Source organism: Sphingobacteriales bacterium (genome assembly GCA_012517435.1).
Lineage (GTDB): Bacteria > Bacteroidota > Bacteroidia > CAILMK01 > JAAYUY01 > JAAYUY01.
Map to the genome: position 1 here is coordinate 37588 of JAAYUY010000086.1, position 25221 is coordinate 62808.

The 25221-nt window shown below is 39.9% G+C and carries 25 protein-coding genes; 13 read left to right on the plus strand and 12 right to left on the minus strand.

The window, feature by feature from the left end; genetic code table 11:
* Nucleotides 1–101 precede the first annotated feature (101 nt).
* The 4 genes from GX437_05265 (at nucleotide 102) to GX437_05280 (ending at nucleotide 4603) form a co-directional block, all read left to right on the plus strand.
* Nucleotides 102–1379 carry an imidazolonepropionase gene (locus GX437_05265; protein ID NLJ07059.1) on the plus strand — a complete coding sequence of 426 codons (1278 nt, stop codon included), beginning with the start codon at nucleotides 102–104 and terminating at the stop codon, nucleotides 1377–1379.
* Nucleotides 1380–1387: 8 nt separating this feature from the next.
* Nucleotides 1388–3058, plus strand: coding sequence for a glutamate formimidoyltransferase (ftcD, locus tag GX437_05270; GenBank protein NLJ07060.1), 1671 nt, complete (start codon nucleotides 1388–1390; stop codon nucleotides 3056–3058).
* An 86-nt stretch (nucleotides 3059–3144) separates the two neighbouring features.
* Nucleotides 3145–3501 (plus strand): hypothetical protein, encoded by a 357-nt coding sequence (locus GX437_05275; protein ID NLJ07061.1) that lies wholly within the window; start codon nucleotides 3145–3147, stop codon nucleotides 3499–3501.
* A 106-nt stretch (nucleotides 3502–3607) separates the two neighbouring features.
* A complete protein-coding gene (locus GX437_05280; protein NLJ07062.1) occupies nucleotides 3608–4603 on the plus strand; it encodes a glycosyltransferase family 9 protein in 996 nt (331 codons plus the stop codon).
* On the opposite strand, the gene floA is transcribed toward GX437_05280, so the two are convergent.
* On the minus strand, nucleotides 4600–5619 hold the full coding sequence (floA, locus tag GX437_05285; GenBank protein NLJ07063.1) for a flotillin-like protein FloA: 1020 nt from the start codon (nucleotides 5617–5619) through the stop codon (nucleotides 4600–4602). The two genes, GX437_05280 and floA, sit on opposite strands and share 4 nt — an antisense overlap.
* Before the next feature lie 175 nt (nucleotides 5620–5794).
* Between floA and GX437_05290 the strand changes: the two genes are divergently transcribed.
* Nucleotides 5795–6256 (plus strand): hypothetical protein, encoded by a 462-nt coding sequence (locus GX437_05290; GenBank protein ID NLJ07064.1) that lies wholly within the window; start codon nucleotides 5795–5797, stop codon nucleotides 6254–6256.
* A 37-nt stretch (nucleotides 6257–6293) separates the two neighbouring features.
* On the opposite strand, the gene rmuC is transcribed toward GX437_05290, so the two are convergent.
* The gene (gene rmuC, locus GX437_05295; protein NLJ07065.1) at nucleotides 6294–7706 is read right to left on the minus strand and encodes a DNA recombination protein RmuC; all 1413 of its coding nucleotides are present in this window, start codon (nucleotides 7704–7706) and stop codon (nucleotides 6294–6296) included.
* Nucleotides 7707–7927: 221 nt separating this feature from the next.
* Here rmuC and GX437_05300 point away from each other — a divergent pair, with 221 nt between their 5' ends.
* From GX437_05300 to GX437_05310, 3 genes are all read left to right on the plus strand, one after another.
* The gene (locus tag GX437_05300; GenBank protein ID NLJ07066.1) at nucleotides 7928–9244 is read left to right on the plus strand and encodes a GTPase; all 1317 of its coding nucleotides are present in this window, start codon (nucleotides 7928–7930) and stop codon (nucleotides 9242–9244) included.
* An 88-nt stretch (nucleotides 9245–9332) separates the two neighbouring features.
* Nucleotides 9333–10277 (plus strand): carbamate kinase, encoded by a 945-nt coding sequence (gene arcC / locus GX437_05305; protein NLJ07067.1) that lies wholly within the window; start codon nucleotides 9333–9335, stop codon nucleotides 10275–10277.
* Nucleotides 10278–10347: 70 nt separating this feature from the next.
* Nucleotides 10348–11346 (plus strand): ornithine carbamoyltransferase, encoded by a 999-nt coding sequence (locus tag GX437_05310; GenBank protein ID NLJ07068.1) that lies wholly within the window; start codon nucleotides 10348–10350, stop codon nucleotides 11344–11346.
* 108 nt (nucleotides 11347–11454) lie between these two features.
* On the opposite strand, the gene GX437_05315 is transcribed toward GX437_05310, so the two are convergent.
* The 5 genes from GX437_05315 to GX437_05335 all read right to left on the minus strand — a co-directional run bounded on the left by GX437_05315 (nucleotide 11455) and on the right by GX437_05335 (nucleotide 15438).
* On the minus strand, nucleotides 11455–12378 hold the full coding sequence (locus tag GX437_05315) for a molybdenum cofactor synthesis protein (GenBank protein NLJ07069.1): 924 nt from the start codon (nucleotides 12376–12378) through the stop codon (nucleotides 11455–11457).
* A 23-nt stretch (nucleotides 12379–12401) separates the two neighbouring features.
* Nucleotides 12402–12938, minus strand: coding sequence for a hypothetical protein (locus GX437_05320; GenBank protein NLJ07070.1), 537 nt, complete (start codon nucleotides 12936–12938; stop codon nucleotides 12402–12404).
* Between the two features lie 75 nt (nucleotides 12939–13013).
* The gene (gene moaC / locus GX437_05325) at nucleotides 13014–13475 is read right to left on the minus strand and encodes a cyclic pyranopterin monophosphate synthase MoaC (protein ID NLJ07071.1); all 462 of its coding nucleotides are present in this window, start codon (nucleotides 13473–13475) and stop codon (nucleotides 13014–13016) included.
* Between the two features lie 3 nt (nucleotides 13476–13478).
* A complete protein-coding gene (locus GX437_05330; protein ID NLJ07072.1) occupies nucleotides 13479–14279 on the minus strand; it encodes a GTP 3',8-cyclase MoaA in 801 nt (266 codons plus the stop codon).
* Entirely contained in the window at nucleotides 14263–15438 is a 1176-nt protein-coding gene (locus GX437_05335) for a molybdopterin molybdotransferase MoeA (GenBank protein NLJ07073.1), read from the minus strand. The genes GX437_05330 and GX437_05335 overlap by 17 nt, the downstream gene beginning before the upstream one ends.
* A gap of 355 nt (nucleotides 15439–15793) precedes the next feature.
* On the opposite strand from GX437_05335, the gene GX437_05340 reads away from it, so the two are divergent.
* A complete protein-coding gene (locus GX437_05340) occupies nucleotides 15794–16252 on the plus strand; it encodes a helix-turn-helix domain containing protein (GenBank protein NLJ07074.1) in 459 nt (152 codons plus the stop codon).
* A 48-nt stretch (nucleotides 16253–16300) separates the two neighbouring features.
* Here the strand turns inward: GX437_05340 and GX437_05345 are convergent, their stop codons facing one another.
* Nucleotides 16301–16573 carry an HU family DNA-binding protein gene (locus tag GX437_05345; GenBank protein NLJ07075.1) on the minus strand — a complete coding sequence of 91 codons (273 nt, stop codon included), beginning with the start codon at nucleotides 16571–16573 and terminating at the stop codon, nucleotides 16301–16303.
* Between the two features lie 209 nt (nucleotides 16574–16782).
* Between GX437_05345 and GX437_05350 the strand changes: the two genes are divergently transcribed.
* The 4 genes from GX437_05350 (at nucleotide 16783) to aroC (ending at nucleotide 22430) form a co-directional block, all read left to right on the plus strand.
* Nucleotides 16783–18939 (plus strand): S46 family peptidase, encoded by a 2157-nt coding sequence (locus GX437_05350; GenBank protein NLJ07076.1) that lies wholly within the window; start codon nucleotides 16783–16785, stop codon nucleotides 18937–18939.
* Between the two features lie 68 nt (nucleotides 18940–19007).
* The gene (gene aroB, locus GX437_05355; protein ID NLJ07077.1) at nucleotides 19008–20120 is read left to right on the plus strand and encodes a 3-dehydroquinate synthase; all 1113 of its coding nucleotides are present in this window, start codon (nucleotides 19008–19010) and stop codon (nucleotides 20118–20120) included.
* The gene (locus GX437_05360) at nucleotides 20101–21333 is read left to right on the plus strand and encodes a 3-phosphoshikimate 1-carboxyvinyltransferase (GenBank protein ID NLJ07078.1); all 1233 of its coding nucleotides are present in this window, start codon (nucleotides 20101–20103) and stop codon (nucleotides 21331–21333) included. The genes aroB and GX437_05360 overlap by 20 nt, the downstream gene beginning before the upstream one ends.
* An 11-nt stretch (nucleotides 21334–21344) precedes the next feature.
* Nucleotides 21345–22430, plus strand: coding sequence for a chorismate synthase (gene aroC, locus GX437_05365; GenBank protein NLJ07079.1), 1086 nt, complete (start codon nucleotides 21345–21347; stop codon nucleotides 22428–22430).
* A gap of 4 nt (nucleotides 22431–22434) precedes the next feature.
* Here aroC and GX437_05370 read toward each other — a convergent pair whose 3' ends face one another.
* The 4 genes from GX437_05370 to GX437_05385 form a co-directional block, all read right to left on the minus strand.
* Nucleotides 22435–22986 (minus strand): hypothetical protein, encoded by a 552-nt coding sequence (locus GX437_05370; GenBank protein ID NLJ07080.1) that lies wholly within the window; start codon nucleotides 22984–22986, stop codon nucleotides 22435–22437.
* 39 nt (nucleotides 22987–23025) lie between these two features.
* Nucleotides 23026–23598 carry a hypothetical protein gene (locus tag GX437_05375; GenBank protein NLJ07081.1) on the minus strand — a complete coding sequence of 191 codons (573 nt, stop codon included), beginning with the start codon at nucleotides 23596–23598 and terminating at the stop codon, nucleotides 23026–23028.
* A 244-nt stretch (nucleotides 23599–23842) separates the two neighbouring features.
* Nucleotides 23843–25036, minus strand: coding sequence for a phosphoglycerate kinase (locus tag GX437_05380; GenBank protein ID NLJ07082.1), 1194 nt, complete (start codon nucleotides 25034–25036; stop codon nucleotides 23843–23845).
* 10 nt (nucleotides 25037–25046) lie between these two features.
* The coding region (locus tag GX437_05385; protein ID NLJ07083.1) for a sugar transferase at nucleotides 25047–25221 on the minus strand (175 nt) is incomplete at its 5' end.

The window sequence follows — 25221 nt, forward strand, 5'->3', positions numbered from 1 at the left end:
TGGATAAATTCTTTGACTTTATTGCTTTTTGCAGATGAAGATAAATTATTGATTCAAAACTTTATTTTTGCCGCACGTTTTAATCTGATAAATAAGCCTTAATGAGTTTATTAATAAAGAATATCAAGGGGTTGGTTCAGTTTTCCGATGTCGCTCCTTCTTTCCGGAAGGGGGAGGAGATGAAACATTTACCTGTTCTGGAAGAAGCCTGGATAGCAATTAAAAACGGACTTATTGAGGATTATGGTTTAATGACGGAAGATCAGAGACTTTCACATTATTCTGATGCTGAAGTATATGATGCTTCAGGACGGTTTGTTTTCCCTTCATGGATTGATGCTCATACACACCTCGTATTTGCTGAAACACGTGAAGCTGAGTTTGTTATGAAGATTGCCGGCTATTCTTATGAACAAATTGCCAGAGAAGGTGGGGGAATATTAAATTCTGTTGAAAAACTCAGAAAAATTTCAGAAGATGAATTATTTATCCGTTCATACCATCGTTTGCTTGGCTTGGTTTCACTTGCTACGGGGGCTATCGAAATTAAAAGCGGTTATGGTCTGAATACGGAAGCTGAATTGAAAATGCTTCGGGTCGTCAAAAGACTCAGGGAGCTGAATATCATTCCGGTAAAATCTACCTTTCTGGGGGCTCATGCCATTCCGAAGGAGTTTAAACATGATAAAAAGGCCTATATCCGGTTGCTGACAAATGAAATGATTCCGGAAATTTCAAAAGCAGGTCTGGCTGATTACATTGATATTTTTATTGAAGAAGGATTTTTCAGCGTGGAAGATGCAGAAGAAATTCTGGAAATTGCCCGAAAATATCATTTAAAACCTCGCTTACATGTTGACCAGATGACAGCATCAGGTGGACTGGACCTGGCCATCAGATATGGAGCCATCAGTGCCGATCATCTGGAACAAACAGGTGAAAGTGGAATTAACATGCTGAAAAACAGTCAGGTAATACCTGTTCTCCTGCCTTCCTGTTCATTTTATCTCAGGATGAAATATCCTGATGCCCGTAAAATGATTGACAGTGGATTAGGGGTTGTCATTGCTTCTGATTTCAATCCGGGAAGCTCCCCCTCAGGTAACCTGAATTTCAGCCTTTCTCTTGCCTGTATTCAGATGCGTATGTTTCCGGAAGAAGCTGTCAATGCCCTTACTGTTAATGCTGCTCATGCCCTTGAACTTAACAGGGAATGTGGTTTTATCGGCAGAGGTGCCAGGGCAAATCTTTTTATTACTGCTCCCGTACCTTCCATTGCTTTTCTCCCTTATTATTTTGGAAGAAATTTGATTGAAAAAGTAATTGTCAATGGAAAATTTTTCGATGAATATGACTTTCAGTCTAACCATAAATTTTAACTGTTGATATGAAACAATTGATTGAATGTGTGCCTAATTTCAGTGAGGGCAGAGATATGAATATTATCAGGCAGATTACCGATGAGATAGAGAAAGTGGAAGGGGTAAAATTGCTTGATGTCGATCCCGGACAGGCGACCAACCGAACGGTTGTTACTTTTGTCGGAGAACCTGAAAAGGTTGTGAAAGCTGCATTTCAGGCTGTGAAAAAAGCGAAGGAGCTGATTGATATGAGTAAACACAAAGGAGCACATCCCCGCTTTGGGGCCACAGATGTTTGTCCGCTTGTGCCTGTTTCCGGAATTTCCATGGAAGAAACTGTCAGATTTGCCAGAATGTTAGCTGAAAAAATCGGTAATGAACTTGATATTCCGGTTTATTGCTATGAAAATGCCGCATTTACCGAAGAAAGACGCAATCTGGCTAATGTCAGGTCGGGAGAATATGAAGGATTGCCTGAAAAACTCAGGAATCCCGAATGGAAACCTGATTTTGGTCCTTCCGAATTCAGGCCTAAGACAGGGGCCATTGCAGTGGGAGCACGCGACTTTCTGATTGCCGTTAATTTTAACCTGAATACGACCAGCACAAGAAGGGCAAATGCCATTGCTTTTGATGTCAGGGAAAAAGGAAGGCAGAAAATGAAAGATGGAAAACCCCTTCTGGATGAAAACGGGCAGGAAATATGGGAACCCGGTACACTCAAGGCCACTAAAGCTATCGGCTGGTTTATCGATGAATACGGCATTGCTCAGGTTTCCATGAATATTACCAATATCAGCATTACTCCTTTACATGTTGCTTTTGATGAAGTGGACGAAAAAGCCAGAAAGAGAGGGGTGAGGGTAACCGGAACCGAAATCGTTGGTCTTGTGCCGTTGAAAGCCATTATCGAAGCCGGTAAACATTATCTGAAAAAACAACAGCGCTCAGTGGGTGTTTCTGAGGCTGAACTGATTAAGATAGCCATAAAATCAATGGGGCTGGATGATTTATATCCTTTTAAGCCTGAGGAAAAAATCATTGAATATGTCATTGCCGATAAGTCAAAGAAGAAACTTATTGACATGAATCTTACAGCTTTTGCTCATGAGACGGCAAGTGAATCGCCAGCTCCGGGCGGAGGAAGTATATCTGCATATGCAGGCGCACTCGGGGCAGCTCTTGCTACCATGGTAGCCAATCTTTCTTCCCACAAAAGAGGATGGGACGACAGGTGGGAAGAGTTTTCTGACTGGGCAGAAAAAGGCCACCGCTTTGTGGATGAGCTTATTGAACTCGTTGATGAAGATACTAATGCTTTCAACAAGGTAATGGATGCCTTTCAGTTGCCCAAAACAACTGATGAAGAAAGGCAAATTCGTACTCAGGCCATACAGGATGCAACCAAATATGCTATGCTGGTACCTTATAGGGTAATGGAAAAATCACTTGCCTCAATGGAAGTCATCAGGGCTATGGCTCAGTATGGTAATCCCAATTCTGCCTCCGATGCTGGAGTAGGTGCACTTTGTGCTCTAACAGCCGTAAAAGGGGCATTCCTCAATGTCAGAATTAATTCTGCCGGCCTGAAAGACAAGACATTTGTTGAAGAAATGCTGGCAAAAGGTAAATCTATGGTCGAAGCTGCTGAAAGTCTTCAAAATGAAATTCTTCAATTGGTTGAGACTCATCTCTAATCTGGAATCATTCCAGATTATTGTGCTACAATTATTTTGGCTTAATTTGGCAATCATTTTGCAAAACTTAAATAAAAATTAATCCGATGAAAAAGTCATTTATTCTTCTTGGTTTGTTGAGCTTTATGTGTTACTTTAGTTATGCACAGCATATTACCGATGAAACGTCAAAATCCTACTACGATGAAGCCAAAACAAAGCTAAAGGAAGTCTATTCCTTCATTGAAGTAAATACCTTCAGTGAAAAAGGCGATAATCAGATTGTCGGTAAAACCATGAAAAAACATGGTCCTTATTTCTATTACTATGAAAATGGTAAATTAAAAATTCAGGGCAATTACAAATATGATAAGAAGCATGGGACATGGCTCTACTATGACGACAAAGGCAACCTGCTTAAAACCGAAGAATACAAAGACGGAGAATTGATACTTTCGAAATAAAACTGTCTTCAATAACCACAAAAGGGAATCTGCTGGTGCGGGTTCCCTTTTTTTATTCGGTTGCTTTAATTTTCAGATATTTGAACCAAATTTTAAATGCCCTCATTTGAAGATACTGGTCATTCGTTTTAGCTCTATTGGCGACATCGTTCTGACTACTCCGGTTATCAGGTGCCTGAAAAGAAAATTTCCGGATGCGAGGATTGATTTTTTAGTCAAGCCGCAGTACCGTCAGCTTATTTCCTCCAATCCGAATATTGATCATATTATTGAATTTCAGGGAAATATAAGTAGTCTAATCCGGCTTCTCAGAAAAGAAAACTATCATTTTATCATCGACCTGCACAAAAATATCAGAAGTACACTGATACGGTTTTTATTATTAAAACCATGGGTAACATTTTCCAAGCTGAATTTCAGAAAATGGCTGATGGTCAGTTTTAAAATTAACCTTTTACCTCAAAAACATCTGGTACAGCGCTATTTTGAAGCTGTAAAACAAATAGGGGTTGAAAATGACTTTTTAGCCTGTGATTTCTATTTTGATCAGGATCCGGAAATGATTGTCAATCAACTTCTTTCTGATAAAATAACCGGTGAATATTATGTTATCGTTTTAAGCGGAACTTACTTTACCAAGCGCCTTCCGGTGGAAAAAATCTCCGGAATCGTCAGTTTACTGGAATTACCGGTGATTCTTTTGGGAGGGAAAAATGAAGAAGAAATGGCTTCACAGCTTAAATCTGCTCATGAAAATAAGGTGATTGATTTTTGTGGTAAAACAGATATTCAGCAGTCGGCAGCCATCATCAGGAAGGCAAAGGCAGTTTTGTCCGGAGACACCGGTATGATGCACATTGCCGCAGCACTTGGGAAAAAAGTAATTTCTGTCTGGGGAAATACCATTCCTGAATTTGGTATGTTTCCTTATTACGGAGGCGAAAACCCATGGGAGCTCAGGCAAAATATTTTTGAAGTAAAAGGCCTGTCGTGTCGCCCTTGCTCAAAACTTGGGAAAAATACCTGTCCGAAAAAACATTTCCGTTGTATGAATGATCTCGATACAACGGAAATGGCTATTACTATGAAAAATTTGAATTAAGATTTTGGTGAATCAGGCATGTTGCCATGTCCGGGTTTTTCGGGGCCGGATGGCTTTACCGATTTGGAAATAGAATCTCTCATTTCTGTATCAGCCTGGATATTTTTAAACTTATAATAATCCATGATTCCAAGATTACCACTTCGGAAGGCTTCGGCCATTGCCAGTGGTATCTGAGCCTCAGCTTCGATGACTTTGACACGGGCTTCCTGAGCCTTTGCTTTTTGCATCTGCTCTTCTGCAACTGCCATAGCTCTTTTCTGCTCTGCTCGTGCCTGAGCAATTTTTTTGTCTGCTTCTGCCTGATCAGCCTGCAATACTGCGCCAATGTTTTTTCCAACATCAATATCGGCAATGTCAATAGATAATATTTCAAAAGCAGTTCCGGAGTCAAGCCCTTTCTCAAGCACCAGTTTTGAAATGCTGTCTGGATTTTCCAATACAGCTTTGTGATCCGTAGATGAACCTATGGAGGAAACTATGCCTTCGCCAACCCTTGCCAGTACAGTATCTTCACCTGCACCACCTACCAGTTGGTTAATATTGGCTCTGACGGTTACCCTTGCTTTTGCAATCAGCTGAATGCCATCTTTTGCCATGGCAGCAATCGGCTTGGTATCAATTACTCTTGGATTAACTGACATCTGCACGGCATCAAATACATCACGACCGGCCAGGTCGATAGCTGTGGCAAGCTGGAAGGACAGGGGAATATTTGCTTTATCAGCACTGATTAAAGCTTTAATGACATTGTTGACATGTCCTCCTGCCAGATAATGCGTCTCTATTTCATTGGCTGTTACTTTCAGTCCGGCTTTGGTTGCTGTAATCAAAGCGTTGACAATGACAGCAGGCGGAACTTTTCTGATTCTCATCAGTATTAATTGTAAAATACTGATTTTTACTCCGCTGAAAACGGCTGTAATCCAGAGATTTAGCGGTACAAAATAAAGAAAGATCAGTATAAAAATAAATACCGCTATAACGGCAATAATAATTCCTGTAATCGGGTTCATATCTTTAGTTTTAATTTCTGGCAAAGGTAATCTTTTTCACTGAAATTTTTTGGAAGTACCCATAATATAATTTCTTTCTTACTTTTTAATTACTCATGATTTATATCAGTTTTTATTGGCTACTGAGTTTTGTATCTTTACACATAAATTTTGGAGGGAAAATAAAAATCTTTTTATGGACATATTCGATAAATCAGGAAGGTTAAATGTTGAAAAACTGGAATATTCACCTGTTTCAGTACCGGCTCCGGTAGTAGTAAAGCATTTATATTGCCACAATGGCCATGATCTGATATCCCCGCGGGCCAGTTTTAAAGGCGAAAATGGTATTTTGCTGAAGTCGGTAATCGATAAGTCAGAAGGTATGGTCGCTTTAAGTCCGGTTTTTGGTGTTAATTCAAGGATGACAATTGATATTGATTTGATTGATAATGGGATATATAAGTTTTTTTGTCCTGAGTGTCAGGAACAGTTAAAGGTGTTTTCAAATTGCGTTTGTGGAGCACCCCGCATTATACTTTTTGCTGATAAGTCTTTGAATATCAATAAATGTGTATGCATTTGCACTCGCTTAGGCTGCGATGAATCATGCATTATTTCTTCAGAAGATATTATCAGCACTTTCAATCTTTTATAAAAGGAACATAATCAGGTAATTTACTATCATTTTTTTCTCATTCCCCCTCTGCTTCACTTTCCGGTGATGCATTGAGCTCAATTAATAGGTTTGATTTCTCAGCCGGAAGTTCCTGTACATCTTTAAGTTTTCTGGAAATAATATTGGTTCGTTTATTGGCGGCTTCAATCGAATTACTGGCTTCCTGAAGTTTTTTATGCGTTTTCTCAAGTAAATCCCCGAAATATCCAAATTCTTTTTTCACTGCTGACAGTAAATCCCAAACCTCACTGGATCTTTTTTCAATGGCGAGGGTACGGAATCCCATCTGCAGGCTGTTTAACAATGCAGAAAGGGTAGTGGGCCCAGTTATAACTACCTTGTATTCCCGCTGTATCTGCTCGAAGACACCCGTCATTCTTAGTACTTCAGCATATAATCCTTCGAAGGGAAGAAACATAATGGCAAAGTCTGTCGTTCGGGGTGGATCAATATATTTTTCACTGATATCTTTTGCAAACTGCCTGATCTTCATAGCCAGATTTTTTTTGTGCTCTTCAATCTTCTGCAGATCGGAATTGTCGTAAGCATCCATCAGCGATTGATAGTCTTCTGTCGGGAATTTGGCATCCATTGGCAGGTAAACGGTTTTGTTTTTATCTTCTCTTCCGGGCAGTTTAACAGCAAATTCAACCCGGTTGTTGCTGTTCAACTTGGTGGCTACATTTCGTTCATATTGAGAAGGCGAAAGCATTTGCTCCAGTAGATTCTCGAGCTGGTATTCCCCTAAAACACCTTTTGTCTTGACATTTGAGAGAACTTTTTTCAGGTCGCCCACCCCTGCTGCAAGGCTCTGCATATCACCAAGCCCTTTGTGAACGGCCTCCAGACGCTCACTCACCAGTTTAAACGATTCTCCAAGTCTCTTTTCAAGTGTGGATTGCAGCTTCTCATCTACTGTTTTCCTCATTTCTTCAAGCTTTTCATCCACTGTTTTTCTCATTTCAGCTACCTTGGCAGCATTATCTTCCTGCAGGTGACGTATTCTTGTTTCAATGGTTTCTCTCATTTTTTCCAGCCGCTCTTCATTCGATTTGGTTAAAGTGTTTAAAAGATTAGTAAAGCTTTCAAACTGAAGCTTTTGCTGATTGGCAAAACTATCCAGCTGTCCTTTTTGCTGGTTGGCAGTTGTGTCCAACTGGTTTTTCTGCATGTCTGAAATTCCTTTCATCCCGTTGAGCAGGCTATTTTGAAGCTCTTCCCGCATTTCACGCATCAGTTTTGACGATTCTTCCCTGTTTCTTGAAAACTCATCTTTTAATGATTTGTCTAATAAATTCAGCTGTTGCTCAATTTTTTCCAGCTGGCCGTTGATGTCCTGCTCTTTTCCAGTTGGTTTAAAAATTTTAACAATGATGACAATCAGTAAAACAATTGTGATACTCAATAATGTTAAAGTCAGTGTTTCCATTGAAAAAAAAATTTCGTGCAAGATAAACATTTCAAAAATACCTGAAGAAAATCTGTTTTTAAATTCAATAGGCAGCAAAAACGCTTATTTTTAAAAAATTTCGGGGAAAAATTTGGAATTTATTGGAAACCATGTCTTAGTTTTGCATTGAAACCTTAAAAGAGTTTAAACAATTTAAACCATTTTTTAGCAAACATCAAAATAAATTAATTATGGCAAGTATGGTCAGAAGAACATTAATTATGGGAGCTGCCGGAAGAGATTTTCACAATTTCAATGTGTTTTTCAGAGGCAATTCCAATTATAAGGTAGTAGCCTTTACAGCAACACAGATCCCCGGCATTGACGACAAAAAATATCCTGCTGAGCTGGCAGGCAAAGACCTTTATCCTGACGGGATTCCAATTCGCCCTGAAGCTGAGTTAAAAGACATCATTATTAAGGAAAAAATAGATCTGGTAGTTTTTGCCTATAGCGATGTACCGCATGAAAGAGTCATGCATGCCGCATCTATTGCCAATGCAGCCGGTGCTGACTTCATGTTGATGGGCGCCAACCAGACAACCCTTGAAACCTCAAAACCTGTCATTTCTATCTGTGCTTCACGTACAGGTTGTGGTAAATCACAGACAACCAGAAGAGTGATGGAAATCCTGAACAGTCGTGGGTTAAAAGCCGTTGCTATTCGTCATCCCATGCCTTATGGTGATCTGGTAGCTCAGAAAATTCAGCGCTTTGCCGATATTTCCGATCTGGCAAAACACAAATGTACCATTGAAGAAATGGAAGAATATGAACCGCATATTACACGAGGCAACATTATCTATGCCGGTGTTGATTATGAAGCTATTCTCCGCGAGGCAGAAAAAGAAGCCGATGTTATCGTTTGGGATGGGGGTAACAACGACATCCCGTTTTATCGCTCAACCACCAAAACCATCAGAATTGTGGTGGTAGATCCTTTAAGGGTAGGACACGAAATGACCTATCACCCGGGTGAAACCAACGTAAGAATGGCCGATATCGTAGTTATTAACAAAATTGACAGTGCCAATCTCGATGACATTACTGAACTGAGAGACAATGTCAAGGCTTTGAATCCGTCAGCAATCATTGTTGAAGGAGCTTCACCCCTGACCGTTGACAAACCGGAAATAATTCAGGGGAAACGTGTGTTGTGTATAGAAGACGGTCCGACCTTAACTCATGGTGAAATGACTTTTGGTGCAGGTATTGTTGCCGCCATGAAACTTGGCGCTGCCGAACTGGTTGATCCACGTCCTTGGGCAGTAGGTGAAATTGCCCAGACATTTGAAAAATATCCGGACATCGGCACCTTGCTACCGGCCATGGGTTATGGTGAACAACAGATTAAAGACCTTGAAGCCACCATCAATGCAACTGATTGCGATGTGGTCGTTATCGGTACACCCATTGATCTGAGAAGGCTTTGTAAAATAAATAAACCGGCTGTCGTGGTTGGGTATAACCTTCAGGAAATCGGCTATCCGACTCTTGAACAACTGATACAATTATAAGTATGTAGATAACGTCAGAATCCGGAAGCGTTTTATTATTCGACATTCCGGGTTCTGGCTTTAATTTTTTAATAATAAATAACACCTTATGAAAAAACTGGCAGTAGTAGCTTTTGGAGGTAATGCACTTTTAAGAGGCGATCAGAAAGGAACAATCGGAGAACAGGAAAGAAATGCATACGAAACCTGTGAAAAGTTGCTGGTACTGATCAAGCGGGGCTATGATCTGGTCATAACCCACGGAAATGGGCCTCAGGTAGGTAATATCATGCTTCAAAACGATGCAGGACGCAAACTATACGGCATACCTGAAATGCCCATGGATGTATGCGGAGCATTTTCACAGGGATTTATCGGCTATGTCATTGAGCAACAATTACGTAACGTATTATCAGCCAATGATATTGACAAAGATATCATCACAATTGTTACTCAGGTTCTTGTCCATAAAGATGACCCGGCATTCAAAAATCCGACAAAACCTGTCGGTCCGTTTTATACAAAGGAAGAAGCAGACACGATAGCAAAAGAAACAGGTGCGATTTTCAGGGAAGATCCGAGGGGAAGGGGCTGGCGCAAGGTGGTTGCATCCCCTAAGCCGATGATGATTACCAATGTCAAGTCTATTGAAAAGCTTTCACGGGACGGGCAAATCGTTATTGCAGTTGGCGGGGGAGGCATTCCGGTTCACTATGTCAAGCCAAATACCCTTGAAGGGATTGATGCTGTTATTGATAAAGATTTGGCTTCCTCATTGCTCGCTACTCAGATTCATGCCGATAAATTTTTCATCCTGACCGATGTCCCAAAGGTGTGCATTAATTTTAATACGCCACAGCAGAAGGAAATTGACAGGATGACCATTACCGAAGCTCAGAAATATCTCGAAGAGGGTCATTTCGCTGAAGGGAGCATGGCTCCGAAAATCAGGGCTGCTATTCGTTTTGTAACCTCAACAGGTAAAGATGCTATCATTACCGAAACTACAAAACTTGGCATAGATGATGGAGGGACAAGAGTCGTAATTGTTTGATGACTTGATGATGTTAAACAAAACTTTGTATAACTTATTCATTTGCTTAACCTTATAAAAAATAATCATTATGGCATTTAATCTAAAGAACAGGCATTTTTTAAAGGAACTTGATTTTACCCCCCGGGAAATTAAATTTCTGCTTGATTTATCATTTGACCTGAAGAAAGCCAAATATACCGGGACTGAACAACCAAGACTGAAAGGAAAAAACATAGCATTGATTTTTGAAAAAACTTCAACCCGTACCCGTTGTGCTTTTGAAGTAGCCGCTTTTGATCAGGGTGCTCAGGTAACCTATATCGGCCCGACCGGAAGTCAGATCGGTCATAAGGAAAGCATGAAAGATACGGCACGTGTGCTGGGCAGAATGTATGACGGTATTGAATATCGTGGCTATGGGCAGGAAATTGTCGAAGAACTGGCAGCTTATGCCGGTGTTCCTGTCTGGAACGGTCTCACCACTGAATGGCATCCTACCCAATCATTAGCCGATGTGATGACCATGCTCGAACATACCGACAAAAAACTGCATGAAATAGCTTTCTGCTTCATGGGCGATGCCAAAAACAATGTCGCTAATTCGCTGCTTGTGATGGCTGCCAAGCTGGGAATGGATTACCGTGCCATTGCACCTGCTTCCTGCCAGCCTTCAAAGCAATTGGTTCAGACATGCCTGGAAATAGCCAAAGAGACAGGTGCCCGCATTACCGTTACTGATAAGGTGGAAGAAGGACTTAAAGGTTGTGATTTTGTTTACACTGACGTATGGGTTAGTATGGGAGAACCCGATTCTGTCTGGGAAGAACGTATCAGATTGTTAAAGCCATATCAGGTTAATCAGCAAGCCATGAAAATGACGGGTAATCCTAAAGTCAAATTTTTACATTGCCTGCCGGCTTTCCACAACAGGGAAACAAAAGTTGGGGAGGAAATTTATCAGAAATTCGGACTCGATGGAATGGAAGTTACGGAAGATGTGTTTGAAAGCGAAGCTTCCATTGTCTGGGATCAGGCCGAAAACCGCATGCATACCATTAAAGCTGTGATGGTTGCTACGCTCGGATAAGATAAAAGAACATCATACTCTGTGAATACAGGGGGTAAACCCGCTTGTAAGATATTTTGAGTGTCAGACAGCAAACAGGCAATCAACCTGACCTTTTATCTGCACTTTTTAATGAAGGTCGAGGCTGTGAAGCATATATATCAGGTGCTCAAGGGATTTTAGAATTTCGTCCATATATTCACTGACACCCCTGACACTTCCCGGAAGGGTAAAGACAAGGGTCTGACCCATCACTCCGGCTACTGCCCTGCTGACAAGTGCCTGTGGCTTTTCCTGTCCATATTTAAACCGAATGAGTTCCATGATGCCCGGTATTTCTTTAGTCAGCCTTGGTTTGACTACATCTACAGTTATGTCTGCCGGCCCGATACCGGTTCCACCTGTGGTAATCAGTAAATCAATGTTTTCTTTTTTTGCAGTATCAAGTAAAATCTCCAGCGATTTTGCATGATCCGGAATTATTATGGTATCGATATGGTATTTCCTTTCTTTTTCCTCAAAATACTGACGGAGATACTCCACTACTTTTGGTCCGCTTTTATCCTCATATTCTCCCTTAGCAGCGCGGTCGCTCAGGGTAATTACCAGTATTTTAAATTCTTTGGGATGATATTCCAGAAAATCACCGGCTTTAATTTTTCCACCTTTAATTATTCTGGTAAAAATTCCTTCAACCGGCATAACGCAATTGCCAACTTCCCTGAAAATCGCACACCGGTCGCCATGACATTTTTTCCCGATCTGGGTTACCTCAAGTTCTACCGAATCGTTACTGAAGCGATCGAGCGGATGCGTTTTAAATAATTCCATTCCTTCAGTGGTGAGGTTTTCGGCAAACTCTCCAAAGGCAACTTTTCTTCCTGCTGACTGTTCAAACTTTCTGAAACTTTCAATCCCCAACAGACTGATTTCCCTGTTTTTAAAGCCGGCATGGGCATCGCCCACTACTCCCTGATCATTGATTTCAATAATACTGACAGGCTTTTTGATAGTCCCTTTTTTCTCAGAAATATTTACTGACAAAATTTTGATTCCATTCATCCTTTGAGTTTTTATTATCTTCCTGGTTCCGGAAAAATATCATGCGGCTCATTTTTCCATACGATATTGGCTATCCACCACCGGCCTTCCTTGTAAATCAGCTGGAAACTGTTTACCCCTCTCTGGTTGGTGGTCGTACCATCTTTATTGAACAATGTAGATTCAAACGTGCTGAAAACATTGGCAATATTATCGGCTGTCTGAACATTTCTTTCAATTTCGTTTTCATAGTAATCATGTTGTTTCAGGACGGGGTCTATCATTTTGATAAAGTCGTCAAGTGATCCCTGAAAAAACTCTCTTTCTCCGCTTTTCTTTTCTTTAAGTGAAATAAAAGTGGCGCCTGGCAGGCAGAAAAACCGAAGTTTAGTCCAGTTCCGTTCTCCGGCTGGACCGCTTAAAATATCATAAACTGCTGTAATCATGGTATTTATGGATAAAACTTCCATGGAGTCTGATAAGGTAATGGTTTTCGTTGATTTTTTCTGTGTAAAACCATTTAAATGAACTCCAATCAGCAGGATGGCCAAAAGAAAACAATGTTTTTTCATTTTCTACCCTCTTATTTTAGGTTTAACTGCATTTTTTATGACTTCACAAGATATGAAATTCTCTTTGATTAACGCTCAGAAATCCTGAATATTTTCCTTTTTCTTGCTGATTAATCTGATGTTGCCGATGACCATACTCTTATCAACAGCCTTACACATATCGTAAATGGTCAGAAGTGCAATGCTGACAGCTGTCAGGGCTTCCATTTCGACACCTGTTTTTCCTGTACATGAAACCATGCTTTTTACCCTGATCCCTCCATCTTCTGTTTTGCAGGTAACTGAAATCTTGTTGATAATCAAAGGATGGCAAAGCGGTATAAGCCTGAAACATTCTTTTGCAGCCTGAATGCCTGCAATTTCGGCTACAGTCATGACGTCTCCCTTTTTGATCGAGTTTTCATGAATAAGTTGAAGCGTTTCATCCTGCAAACTGATGAATCCTTCAGCTTCAGCCGTTCTGAGCTGATCAGTTTTCTGGCCTACATCCACCATAACTGCTTTGCCTTTTTCATCCGTATGGGTCAGTTTTTTCATACTTTATCCTCCTATATTGCTAAAATAATTTGTCGTATTTATTCCCCCACACCGGGGTTTGTTATTAACTGCCTGACGTATGGCTTCTTCAGCTCCCAATTCCCTGATGTCGTATTCAAGATTATCAAAAAGGCAGGGTTTTAATTTTCCGTTGGCAGTCAGCCGCAGACGGTTGCATATTTTACAGTTCCCGCCCTCTCCATGTTCAACAATGGAAAAGATGCCTTTTTTTAATGACATTAACTTGATATATCGAATGATAAGCCCATGTTTCCGGCAAAATTCTGTTACTTCAAGTGCATCTTTCTCCGAACTGGAATTTTTAACGACACAATTAATTTTAACAGGGGTCAGGCCGACTTCTTTGGCTGCTAATATTCCGTTTATTACATCTTCCAGATTCCCAAATCTTGTAATTTCCCTGAATTTTTCCGGATTTATGGTATCAAGGCTGACGTTGATACGGTGTAATCCGGCTTCCTTAAGTGCTTTGGCATATTTTGCCAGATGAATGCCGTTTGTGGTCATGCCAAAATCAGTAATTCCGGGAACATTGGCTATCATTTCCACAAGTTTCAGAATATCTTTCCTTACAAGTGGCTCTCCTCCGGTTATTCTGATTTTATTTATCCCGAATCTGACTGCTGTTTTAACAAAAACGGCAATTTCTTCATAGGTAAGGATATCACAATGAGGTAATAATTTAACTCCTTCTTCAGGCATGCAATAAAAACACCTGAGGTTGCAACGATCGGTAACAGAAATACGCAGGTAGTTGATTGGCCGATTAAATGAGTCTAACATGAACCAGCTCTCCTTTTTCAATTTTTGATTTGCCGATTTCAATAGAGGCTATCCCAAATGCATCGGCTAAACTGTTGATATGGGCAGAACCATGATATTCGCTGGGAATTATTTCGCCTTTTTCATTTAATACAACAGGGAACCAGGCCATTCGTTCCGTTTGCTTTCTGGTATATTCGATACCAAAAGGGAGATATAGTGGAGCGGGATGGTAGTTTAACCCCATCATGCGGTAAACAGCCGGTTTGACAACTAACTCATATTGAATAAACGAAGAAACAGGGTTGCCCGGCAATCCAAAAATCAGTTTTTGTCCTTTTACCCCAAAAGTGGTTGGTTTACCCGGTTGCACGGCCATCTTCTGAAATTTAATCTCAATTCCCAATTGATTCATGATTTCCGGGACGTAATCAAATTCTCCCATCGAAACACCTCCTGTCACTAAAAGAATATCTGACTTTTCAAGTGCATTTTTAATAGCATTGTACAGCACATCCGCTTTATCTTCTGCTATGCCGAAGTAAAGGGGAATTGCCCGGTTTTTTATAACCTGCCCATATAGCTGATAGGCATTTGAATTCCTGATTTGTGATTTGACAGGTATCTGATCAGGTTCCACCAACTCATCTCCGGTAGAAATTATTCCGACAACGGGTCTCTGATAAACAGTTACTTTTGCCTTTCCGACCGTTGCCAGCAAGGCCAGGTGGGCAGGTTCCAAACATGTTCCGGCTTTTATTACTATTTGACCTTTTTTCAAATCCTCTCCCTGGTACCGGATATTTTCCTTGGTTTTCTCCTTTTTATACCGGATGGTGTTTTCGCCAGTTTTTTCTATATCTTCCACCATTAAAACACAATCTGCACCTTCAGGAATGGGTGCTCCTGTCATGATTTGTGAGCATTCCCCATCATGAATCACTTTTTGAGGAAACTGACCCGCTGCAATAACTTCAATCACCTTTAATTCCCTATGAATATCTTTCATCTTACAGGCATAGCCATCCATGGCAGAGCGGTCGAAAGCTGGCATATCAAGGTCAGAGAATACGTCTTCTGCAATTATCCGGTGAAGAGCTTCCATAAGGTTTATTTCTTCCGGGTCTTTAACTGAAATTGATTCCAGAACAATTTTTATTGCTTTTTCCAGTAGTATCATTCTTTTTATTTTGAAGCAAAGTTAGATATAAGATTAATTCAATAAGAATCCATGTAATTAAGAATTTTCTGAAAGAATATCATTTCAAAAAATTTTTTTTCAGGACATTTAAACAGCAATGGTTTTAAAAGAAAATGAAACGTAAAATAACCTTAAAACAAGAAATTTTTTGAGTGAGAAATAAAGGAAAAAGTATTGCCTCAATTATTTGACAGTCTCAACAGCAAACAATTTTTCGAATAACAGATTTATAAATATAAGAAAATCAATAATGTAAAGGAAGGGAAAAAAATATTTAGAAATTGTTAGTTTTATGAAATAAATATATTATCTTTGCTCTATAAAAAAAGCAACTATGAGAAGGAAACAGTTTATTACAAATTACACGATTGAAGACATGGAGAAACTACTCCACAGCAGGGAGGAGTTTCGGATAGCCATGCGACTGATGACGTGTATTTTGGTTGCAAAGGGTTTTTCTGTCACTGAATTGCAGAAAATCTTTTATTACAAATCCGCTGCAAGATACTTCTACTGGGCTCGTAGATTTAACGAGGAAGGACTTGCCGGACTTGAAGACAGGGAAGGGCGTGGTCGTAAAGCAAAATTAACTGAAGCCGATTATGAAAAACTGAAGAACATCTTATTGAACAGGGCACCTTCAGATTATGGATTGTCCGGAAAAAACTGGAACGGACAAAACATCAATGAATTGATACGCAAGGAATTCGGTGTGGAGTATCAAAAGGCTAATGTTTATATTATGCTGAAAAACAAATTAGGCCTGACCAATAAAAAGTTGTGGCGTATTTAACAAAAAACCCCGCTGAAAAGCGGGGTTTAGATTGCACTCATTTAAGCATCACTTCACTTTGTTAACCAGCTCTTTCCCAGGTTTGAATTTTACAACTTTCTTTTTGGGAATTTTGATTTCTGCTCCGGTTTTTGGGTTACGCCCTTTTCTTGCAGCTCTTTCATTAATGGAGAATGTACCAAAACCTACCAGTGTAATCTTGTCACCAGCTTTCAGTGCATCCTGCGAACTTTTAATGAAGGCATTTAATGCGCCCTGTGCCTGAGCTTTGGTAATGCCAGCACTTTCTGCAATCTTTGTAATTAAATCTCCTTTGTTCATACTAACCTTTTTTAAAAATTAACAAATAATATTCGGAACTTTTCTTCAACAAATATAGTATTAATTACATTATTAGCGCATTTTGTTGAAAAAATTTTTTTTTGAGGATATTTTACCTTTATTTTGCCCCCTTTCTGAATTTACTTATTTTCAATTACTCATTGATTGTTTTGTAACTTTCTAATTATCAATTGTTAAAAGAATAATGTATGCGTAGATGTTTTCTATTACAGTATTTCAGGCTTAAATCTTTTATGCTTATTGCCCTGTGGATAACTTTGGCATTCAATAGTTATGCTGATGGCGGAATGTATCCTGTCAACCAGCTTGACTCTGCTAAACTTAAATCGGCAGGCCTTAAAATTTCTGTAAAAGATATTTATAACCCCAATGGCGTCAGCCTGATGCAGGCAATCGTCAGCCTTGGGGGATGTACCGGAAGTTTTGTTTCTCCGGATGGGCTCATTCTGACCAATCATCATTGTGTTTTTAGTGCCGTGGCGGCTTTATCAACTACTCAAAATAATATTCTTCAAAATGGCTTTTCTGCTGTTGATCGGGAATCTGAAATTCCTTTAAAAGGTATGTCGGTAAAAATCATGATTAATTACGAGGATGTCAGCACAAAAGTGCTGAAAGATGTTGAGAAAATCTCTGATCCTATCAAAAGGAAAGATTTGATTGAGGCTAACATTCAGATGGTTTTGAGAGAAGAGAAAAATAAAAACCCTGATATGATGGTGGAATTATCCGAAATGATGACCGGAAAAAGTTATATCATTATAAGGTACCAGTTTTTTAAGGATGTCAGGCTGGTATATGTGCCACCAAAAGCTATCGGAGAATTTGGCGGAGAAACTGACAACTGGATGTGGCCACGCCATAGCGGTGATTTTTCATTTATTCGTGTTTACACGGCTCCTAATGGCAGCCCTTCGGCTTACTCAGGGGATAATATTCCGCTGAAGCCTTCGAAATATATTCAGATTAATACCAATGGAGTGAAAGAGAATGATTTTATTTTCATTCTTGGTTATCCCGGCCGTACCTTCCGTAACCGCCCGAGTGCTTTTGTCAATTATTCGGAAAAAGTTCAGATGCCTTTTATTGCCGACTATTTTGAATACAGAATCAATGAAATGCTAAAACTATCAGCACAAAATGAAGAAAAGAAACTGAAATATGAATCTCAGATTAAAGCCCTGGCCAATACCTCGAAAAACTACAGGGGAAAACTGAAATCTATGGCTGCTATTAAACTTTACCAGCAGAAACAGGCCGAAGAGCTTCAAATCATTAAGTTATTAAGTCAATCCCCTGAAAAAGCAAGAGAATTTGAGTTGCTACTGTCAAAATTTGACAGCCTGTATGCCGTTTATGCTACAGTCGGTAAAAAAAACCTCTGGTATTCACAGTTTTTCAATGTCTCTCCCAATTTTGAAATTGCCCGGTTGCTGGTTTCCTATTACAAGGCATCTACTGATCCTCAGGTGAATAAAAGTGATTTAGAAAAAATTTATGGAATTACCCGTGCTAAAATTAATGAACTGATTGATAATCAAAATCTTGAGACAGACAGCCTGTTTGTCAGAAGATTGCTTGAAATGGCAATTCAGGAGCCGAATCTATTTTCATGGGTTCATCAATATTTTGGTCAGGAAAATACAGCAGTAAAGCTGACAATGTTTATTAAAAACGCTTACCATTCTTATTTTTCGAATAAGGTACTTATCCTAGGTCTTTTGGATAAACCTGCCAGTATCAGGAAAAGTAAAAACTTGTTTATTCAGTTGGTATTCAGTATGATAGATGATATGGCCAGGACATCTGAAGATTTCAGATTATTAAATTCAACCATTGATGCCTTGCTGCCTCAATATGTTGAACTAAAGATGCTCGCCACCGGCAATGAATTTATTCCTGATGCCAATTCTACTTTTCGCATGACTTATGGCTACATCAGAGGTTATTATCCTCAGGATGCTGTTTATTGCTTCCCTTTTACCACACTTGACGGGGTAATTGAAAAAATGGCACTTGGTGGCGAATATGAATTTTACCAACCTCTCGTAACTGCCATCGACAATACAAGAGTGGTTAGCAATGCTGAAAAACAGTCTGATAGCTTCACAGTGAACTTTTTATATAATGCCGATACTACCGGAGGAAACAGTGGCAGCCCCGTTTTAAACGCCTATGGCGAGCTGGTAGGTTTGAATTTCGACCGTACATTTGAAGCAACTATCAACGATTTTGCATGGAACGAATCCTACAGCCGCTCTATTGGCGTTGATATTCGTTACATTATTTTTGTCCTCGATAAAGTCAGTCATGCAGATTATGTTCTTCGTAATATTAAAAACTGAATGCTTATTAAAGTTCTGATTTTTGCTGCTATCTTTGTCGTTTGAATTTTTTACCTGAAATAGTTATTTTGAGTATTTCAACAACACAGGACTTTTTAAATTCGGGCAAACTGAGTCAGATAAGGAATTCCATTTTTTACGGGGAAGAAATGTTTACATCCCTATCCGGATTGATTTCTTCCGGCAAATATTCCTCTTTCTTTTTTATTTACGATGAAAATTCGTTTAAATTTTGCAGGAAAAAGATTGACAGTGAAATGAGTTACCTGCAACCCGCCCGCCACCTTGTTGTCCCTTCAGGAGAGTCTTCGAAATCATTACATTCAGTAGCTAATATTACTTCAAAAATGCTTGAAGCCGGAGCCGATCGCAATAGTCTGATAATCAATGTTGGTGGTGGTGTGGTGTGTGATTTGGGTGCTTTTTGTGCATCGGTTTTCAAACGGGGAATTGACTACATCAACATACCCACCAGTCTGATGGCCATGGTGGACGCTGCCATTGGCGGAAAAACAGCAGTCAACCTGAACGATTTCAAAAATCAGATAGGAACCTTTCATTTTCCTTTGGCTGTTGGCATTCATCTCGATTTTCTCAAAACTCTTCCGGCAGATGAACTTCATTCCGGCTTTGCTGAAGTAGTTAAGTATGCCCTTCTCTTTGATGCTGAATTATGGGAACAGTTGCAAATCATGTTGAACACCCAGCGTATTGACATCACTACTGAACTGATTGACAAATGTGTATCATTTAAACTGAATATTGTCGAAAAAGATCCTTTTGAAAAGGGAGACAGAAAATTGTTAAATGCCGGACATACTGTCGGACATGCACTTGAATCATTTTCTTTTCAGAAAAATAGCCCCATTTCACATGGAAAGGCAGTTGCGCAGGGCCTGGTCATTGAAAGCTTTCTGGCAAAGGAAATGAAAATGTTGTCTTCAGACCATTATCAGCAAATAGAGCGAAGCATTTCAAATTTTTATGGTGATATAGCAATAGAAGAGGCCGACATCCCTGTTTTAATTGAATTTTTACTGGCAGATAAGAAAAACAGGAACAATAATATTGCCTTTACTTTAATTAAAGCTCCGGCAAATGCTGAAAAAGATATTTTAATTGATAAGGATTTGGTAAACGAATTATTAGTAAAATTTAGCCATGAAGAAAATCAAAATTGAAAGCATTAATCCTAAAATCGAAGGAAAAATCATACTCCCGAGTTCCAAAAGTATCAGCAACCGAGCACTGGTGATCAGGGCATTAAGTGGTCAGAAATTTCCTGTCAAAAACCTCTCAAATGCCGGAGATACCCAAAAATTAATCAGTATTCTTGAAAATGAAAATGAAAAGATAATCAACACAGGCAATACAGGCACCATCATGAGGTTTATGACTGCTTATTATGCAATCAAGGAAGGGGAATGGGATCTGATAGGGTCGGAAAGGATGAAAGAGCGTCCAATCAAGAACCTTGTTGATGTATTAAAAGGCTTTGGCGCTGATATTGAATATCTTGGCAGGGAGGGTTATCCGCCACTGAGAATCAGAGGGAAACAGCTTAAAGGAGGGAAGTGTAAGGTGGATGCTACCGTCAGCAGCCAATATATCTCAGCACTTTTACTCATTGCACCGAAGCTGAAAAATGGCATTGAAATGGAACTCATGGGAGACCCTATTTCCTTCCCATTTATTAAAATGACGCTTAAAATGCTTGAATTTTATGGGATTAAGGTCAGTGTAAAGGGGAAACATATTTATATTGCCCCACAGGAGTATAAACCAGCTAACCTGACTGTGGAAAGCGACTGGTCTTCTGCTTCTTATTTATATGCTTTGACAGCCATGAATGATGACGTTGAAATTGAACTGCCGGGATTGCACAAAGATAGTTGGCAGGGCGACTCCATTGTTGCAAAACTGATGAAACCTTTTGGCGTTGAAACGGTTTATAATAAAAACAGCATTTCAATCTTCAGGACTAAAAGAAAAATCAAAAAGTTTGAATACGACTTCCGGGCCAATCCTGATCTGGCTCCCACTTTTGCGGTCATATGCTCCGCACTCAAAATTCCTTTCCGCTTTGAAGGAATTCATGCCTTACGGATCAAGGAAAGCGACAGGGTTGCCGCCCTTGAAGAACAACTTCAGAAACTGAACATGAAGGTAAGCAGTACGGAGAGCAGCCTGATCGGAGAAGAATCACACCAAATTTCCTTTTTTGACAATGTCATTAAAAGCTACAGCGACCATCGTATTGTGATGAGCTTTGTCCCTGCTCTTTGCTTGCACCGGGAATTAATGATTGAAGACCCCGATGTGGTCGAAAAATCTTATCCGGCATTCTGGAATGACCTTGAAAACCTTGGTATTATGTTCCGTTATGCACTCTAAATCATTGTGAAATGGCTGGAAATAGCTTTGGAGAATTATTCAGAATCACAACCTTCGGAGAAAGCCACGGGCCCCTGATTGGGGTTACCATTGACGGTTGCCCGCCTGATTTGCATTTTAATTTTGAATTATTGAAGACAGCATTATCCCGCAGAAGGCCGGGACAATCAGATGTTACTTCCAGCCGCAATGAACCGGATATTCCTGAGGTTGTTTCCGGAATTTTTGATGGCAAAACCACAGGAGCTCCGATTACCATTCTTATCAAAAATACAGACTCAAAAAGTGAAGATTATCAGCAATATGCAGGTTTATTCCGCCCTTCCCATGCGGAATTTTCTTACTGGAAAAAATACGGCCATTTTGACTATCGCGGAGGGGGTCGCTCCTCTGCCCGCGAAACGGCTGCAAGGGTTGCGGCCGGTGCAGTAGCTAAAATGCTGCTTTCTAAATACCAGATTAATGTGATTGCATTTACCTTTTCCATTGGCTATCTCTCTCTGGAAAATTTAAGTGAAAATATTTCTGAAAATCAGGTGGAAGAAAGTCTGGTGCGTTGTCCTGACAAAGATCTGACAGAGAAAATGCATCAGCTTATTGAGGAAGCAAAAAAACAGGGGGATAGTCTGGGAGGAGTTATCGGCTGCTTTATAAAAAATTGTCCGGCTGGGCTTGGTGAACCTGTTTTTGACCGTTTTGAAGCTGATCTGGCAAAAGCCATGTTAAGTATCAATGCTACCAAAGGATTTGAAATCGGGGATGGCTTCAGGTCGGCTCAGATGAAAGGCTCCGAAAACAATGATTATTTCGGGTTAAACGAAAAAGGGGAGGTCGTTTTGCTCAGCAACCATGCCGGTGGTGTTTTGGGTGGAATTACCACAGGAGCAGATATTTTCTTTAAAGTTGCCTTTAAACCGGTTTCAACGATTCAACAAAATCAGGTTTTTTACAGCAGGGAAGGAGAAAAAGTAATACTTGAGAATAAGCCCGGACGTCATGATCCCTGCGTAATACCCAGGGCAGTTCCTGTAGTGGAAGCTATGGCTGCAATAGTAACAGCGGATCACTTTCTCAGGCAAAAATCCTTGTGTGGCTGAAGATTTATTTGTTTTTCAAACACCTGACGTAATAACCGTTTTCGAACAGATTCTGATAGACAGCGAGGCTGTAATCTTCTTCATGGATTTCCATTGTAAAAGCATCCTCTGCATTGGCAATGGTAGAGCTCCAGAAACTTGTATGCCGGCCTATTCCATAAAAAAAGTCATTGTCTGAAGTATAATCTCCTCCAAGTAATGCATCAAAACCGGACTTTCCACCTTTGATCAGGGAGGCACCTGCCTTTTCCATTCCGCCAAGATAATTGATGAGTTCCATGAATTCTGCTTTGGAAGGAAGATGCCAGCCTGCTGGACAGGCTTTGGTGGCTGCTTTGTAAGTATAAAGATAGCCAAAGGTGTCGCAATATGCCTGCACCTTGTCAAAGCAAAAACTTCCGGTCATTTTGTATTTCAGGTTTTCAGCCATCCACACCTGATTCCCGATTTCAACGGTTTTATAGACCTGCTGATCGCGTGAATCTTTAAAAGTTTGTGATCTGCTTGGAAAAATGTATGCGGAAGTTAGTAATAAAATTAAAAATAAGTTTCTCATAATGAATGTTTTAAAATGTTTTTATACTATACTTTTCCTTCAATTCTTTTCAGCTGACATCTTTCTGAGAATAATAATTTCCAGAATCAACATGAGTAAATTGAATGCCCAGGTGAGGTAAAAGCCATATCGTAAAAGATCTGGCTTATACTTAAAAAATCCGATGCATAGCAAAATGAAAGCAAGTATCAGTAAAATCAGGATATGAACGGGCCTTTGCCTGAAAAACTGAAGGTAAAAGATGAAAACAAAAATAAAGGCGACAATACCGAAAATCAATATTGGCCACAACTGGATAAAAATGCCCAAAACTGAATAAGCTTTTCCGTCAGGCAGACTGATTTTATTAATGAATTTTTCACGTTTGCCTTGTTTAGATCCGGAGGAATCAGGCTGTATGACATTTTCACCGGTTGAAATGCTGGCATTACTGTCAGGACTTACGATATCAGATGTGTCGAAAGTTACTGCTACCTTCGGTTTAACCTGTTCATTTTCAGCATTTTGTTTTTCTCCGCTCTTATCTTCGCAGTCCAGAATGACGAAAGGAAGAAAAAAGCATACAATCACCAGAATGTTGATTGATTTCGATAAACTTATGAGTTTTTTCATGGCAATGATTTTTTATATCATACAAATGTACGATGGTTTATAAAAAATAATCGGGAGATTATGAAAATTATTGCTTTTTACCTGAAAATTTACAGGTATTTCATGAATGATTTTGTATTTTAATGATTCAGTATAATGAAACTATGAATAACCCCCGGAGTATATTTCTGATACAGATTATTGCTAAAAATCAAAAGATTGGCAATGTTGTACAGAAAAGAATAGCAAACTCACTTTCAACGCCTTATTCTTCCATAACCGCCTTAATCCCCGGCAGCTCTTTCCCTTCGAGGAATTCGAGCATAGCGCCTCCACCTGTGCTGATATAGCTAACCTTTTTTGCATATCCAAAATGTTTGACAGCGGCCACTGAATCTCCTCCGCCTATTAATGAGAATGCTCCTTTTTCGGTGGCATGGGCTATGGCATCCGCAATGGCAACGGTTCCTTTCTTAAATTTCTCCATTTCAAAAACTCCCATTGGCCCGTTCCACAAAATAGTTTTGGATTGAAGCAGCACGGATGAAAATTTTTCGATGGCTTTCGGGCCGATATCGAGTCCCATCCATCCATCTGCTATTTTGTTACTGTCTGATATTCCTGTATTTGCATCATTGCTGAAAGCATCTGCCACCACCGAGTCTTCAGGTAGATGGAGGCTGACACCTTTTTCCTCTGCTTTTTTGATCAGATGAGCAGCCAGTTCAATACGATCTTCCTCCACCAGTGAATTGCCGGTTGCTCCGCCCCTTGCCCTCATGAAGGTATATGCCATTCCACCGCCAATAACCAGATAATTCACTTTGTCCATAAGGTTTTCAATGATCAGCACCTTGTCGGAAACCTTTGCTCCGCCAATCACGGCAGTAACAGGTTTCTCGCTGTTTTTCATCACCTTCTCTATGCTCTCGATTTCTTTTACCATCAGGTAGCCAAAACATTTGGCTCCGGGAAAGAAACGTGCTACTATGGTAGTGGAAGCATGTGCACGGTGAGCCGTTCCAAAGGCATCGTTAACATAAAAATCCCCGTGTTTTGAGAGTTTTTCTGCAAACGCAACATCCCCTTTTTCTTCTTCCTTGTAAAACCTGAGGTTCTCAAGCAATAAAACTTCTCCCGGCTTTAAATCCGATGAAATGGCATAAGCTTCTTCACCAATACAGTCAGGAGCAAAGCTGACTTTTCGTTCCAGATGATTGGAGAGGCTTGTAATCAGATGTTTCAAAGAGTATTTTTCTTCATAACCTCCTTTGGGTCTGCCGAGGTGAGACATTAAAATGATGCTCCCTCCATCTTGCAGGATTTTCCTGATGGTTGGCAATGAGGCAGTTATGCGGCTTTCATTTGTGATTTTATAATTTTCATCCAGCGGGACATTGTAATCCACTCTTATTAATACCCGCTTGTTTTTGAAGTTAAAATTGTCTATATGTTTCATATCTGTTACTTTATTTTCCTGTTCCTTTGAGAATAATCAGCAGAGTATAGAAGATTATTTTGATGTCCATAGCGAGCGACATGTTTTCGATGTACAAAATATCAAATTTCATCCGCTGAATCATTTGTTCCACATTTTCGGCATAGCCGAATTTGATTTGTCCCCAGCTGGTAATCCCGGGTTTT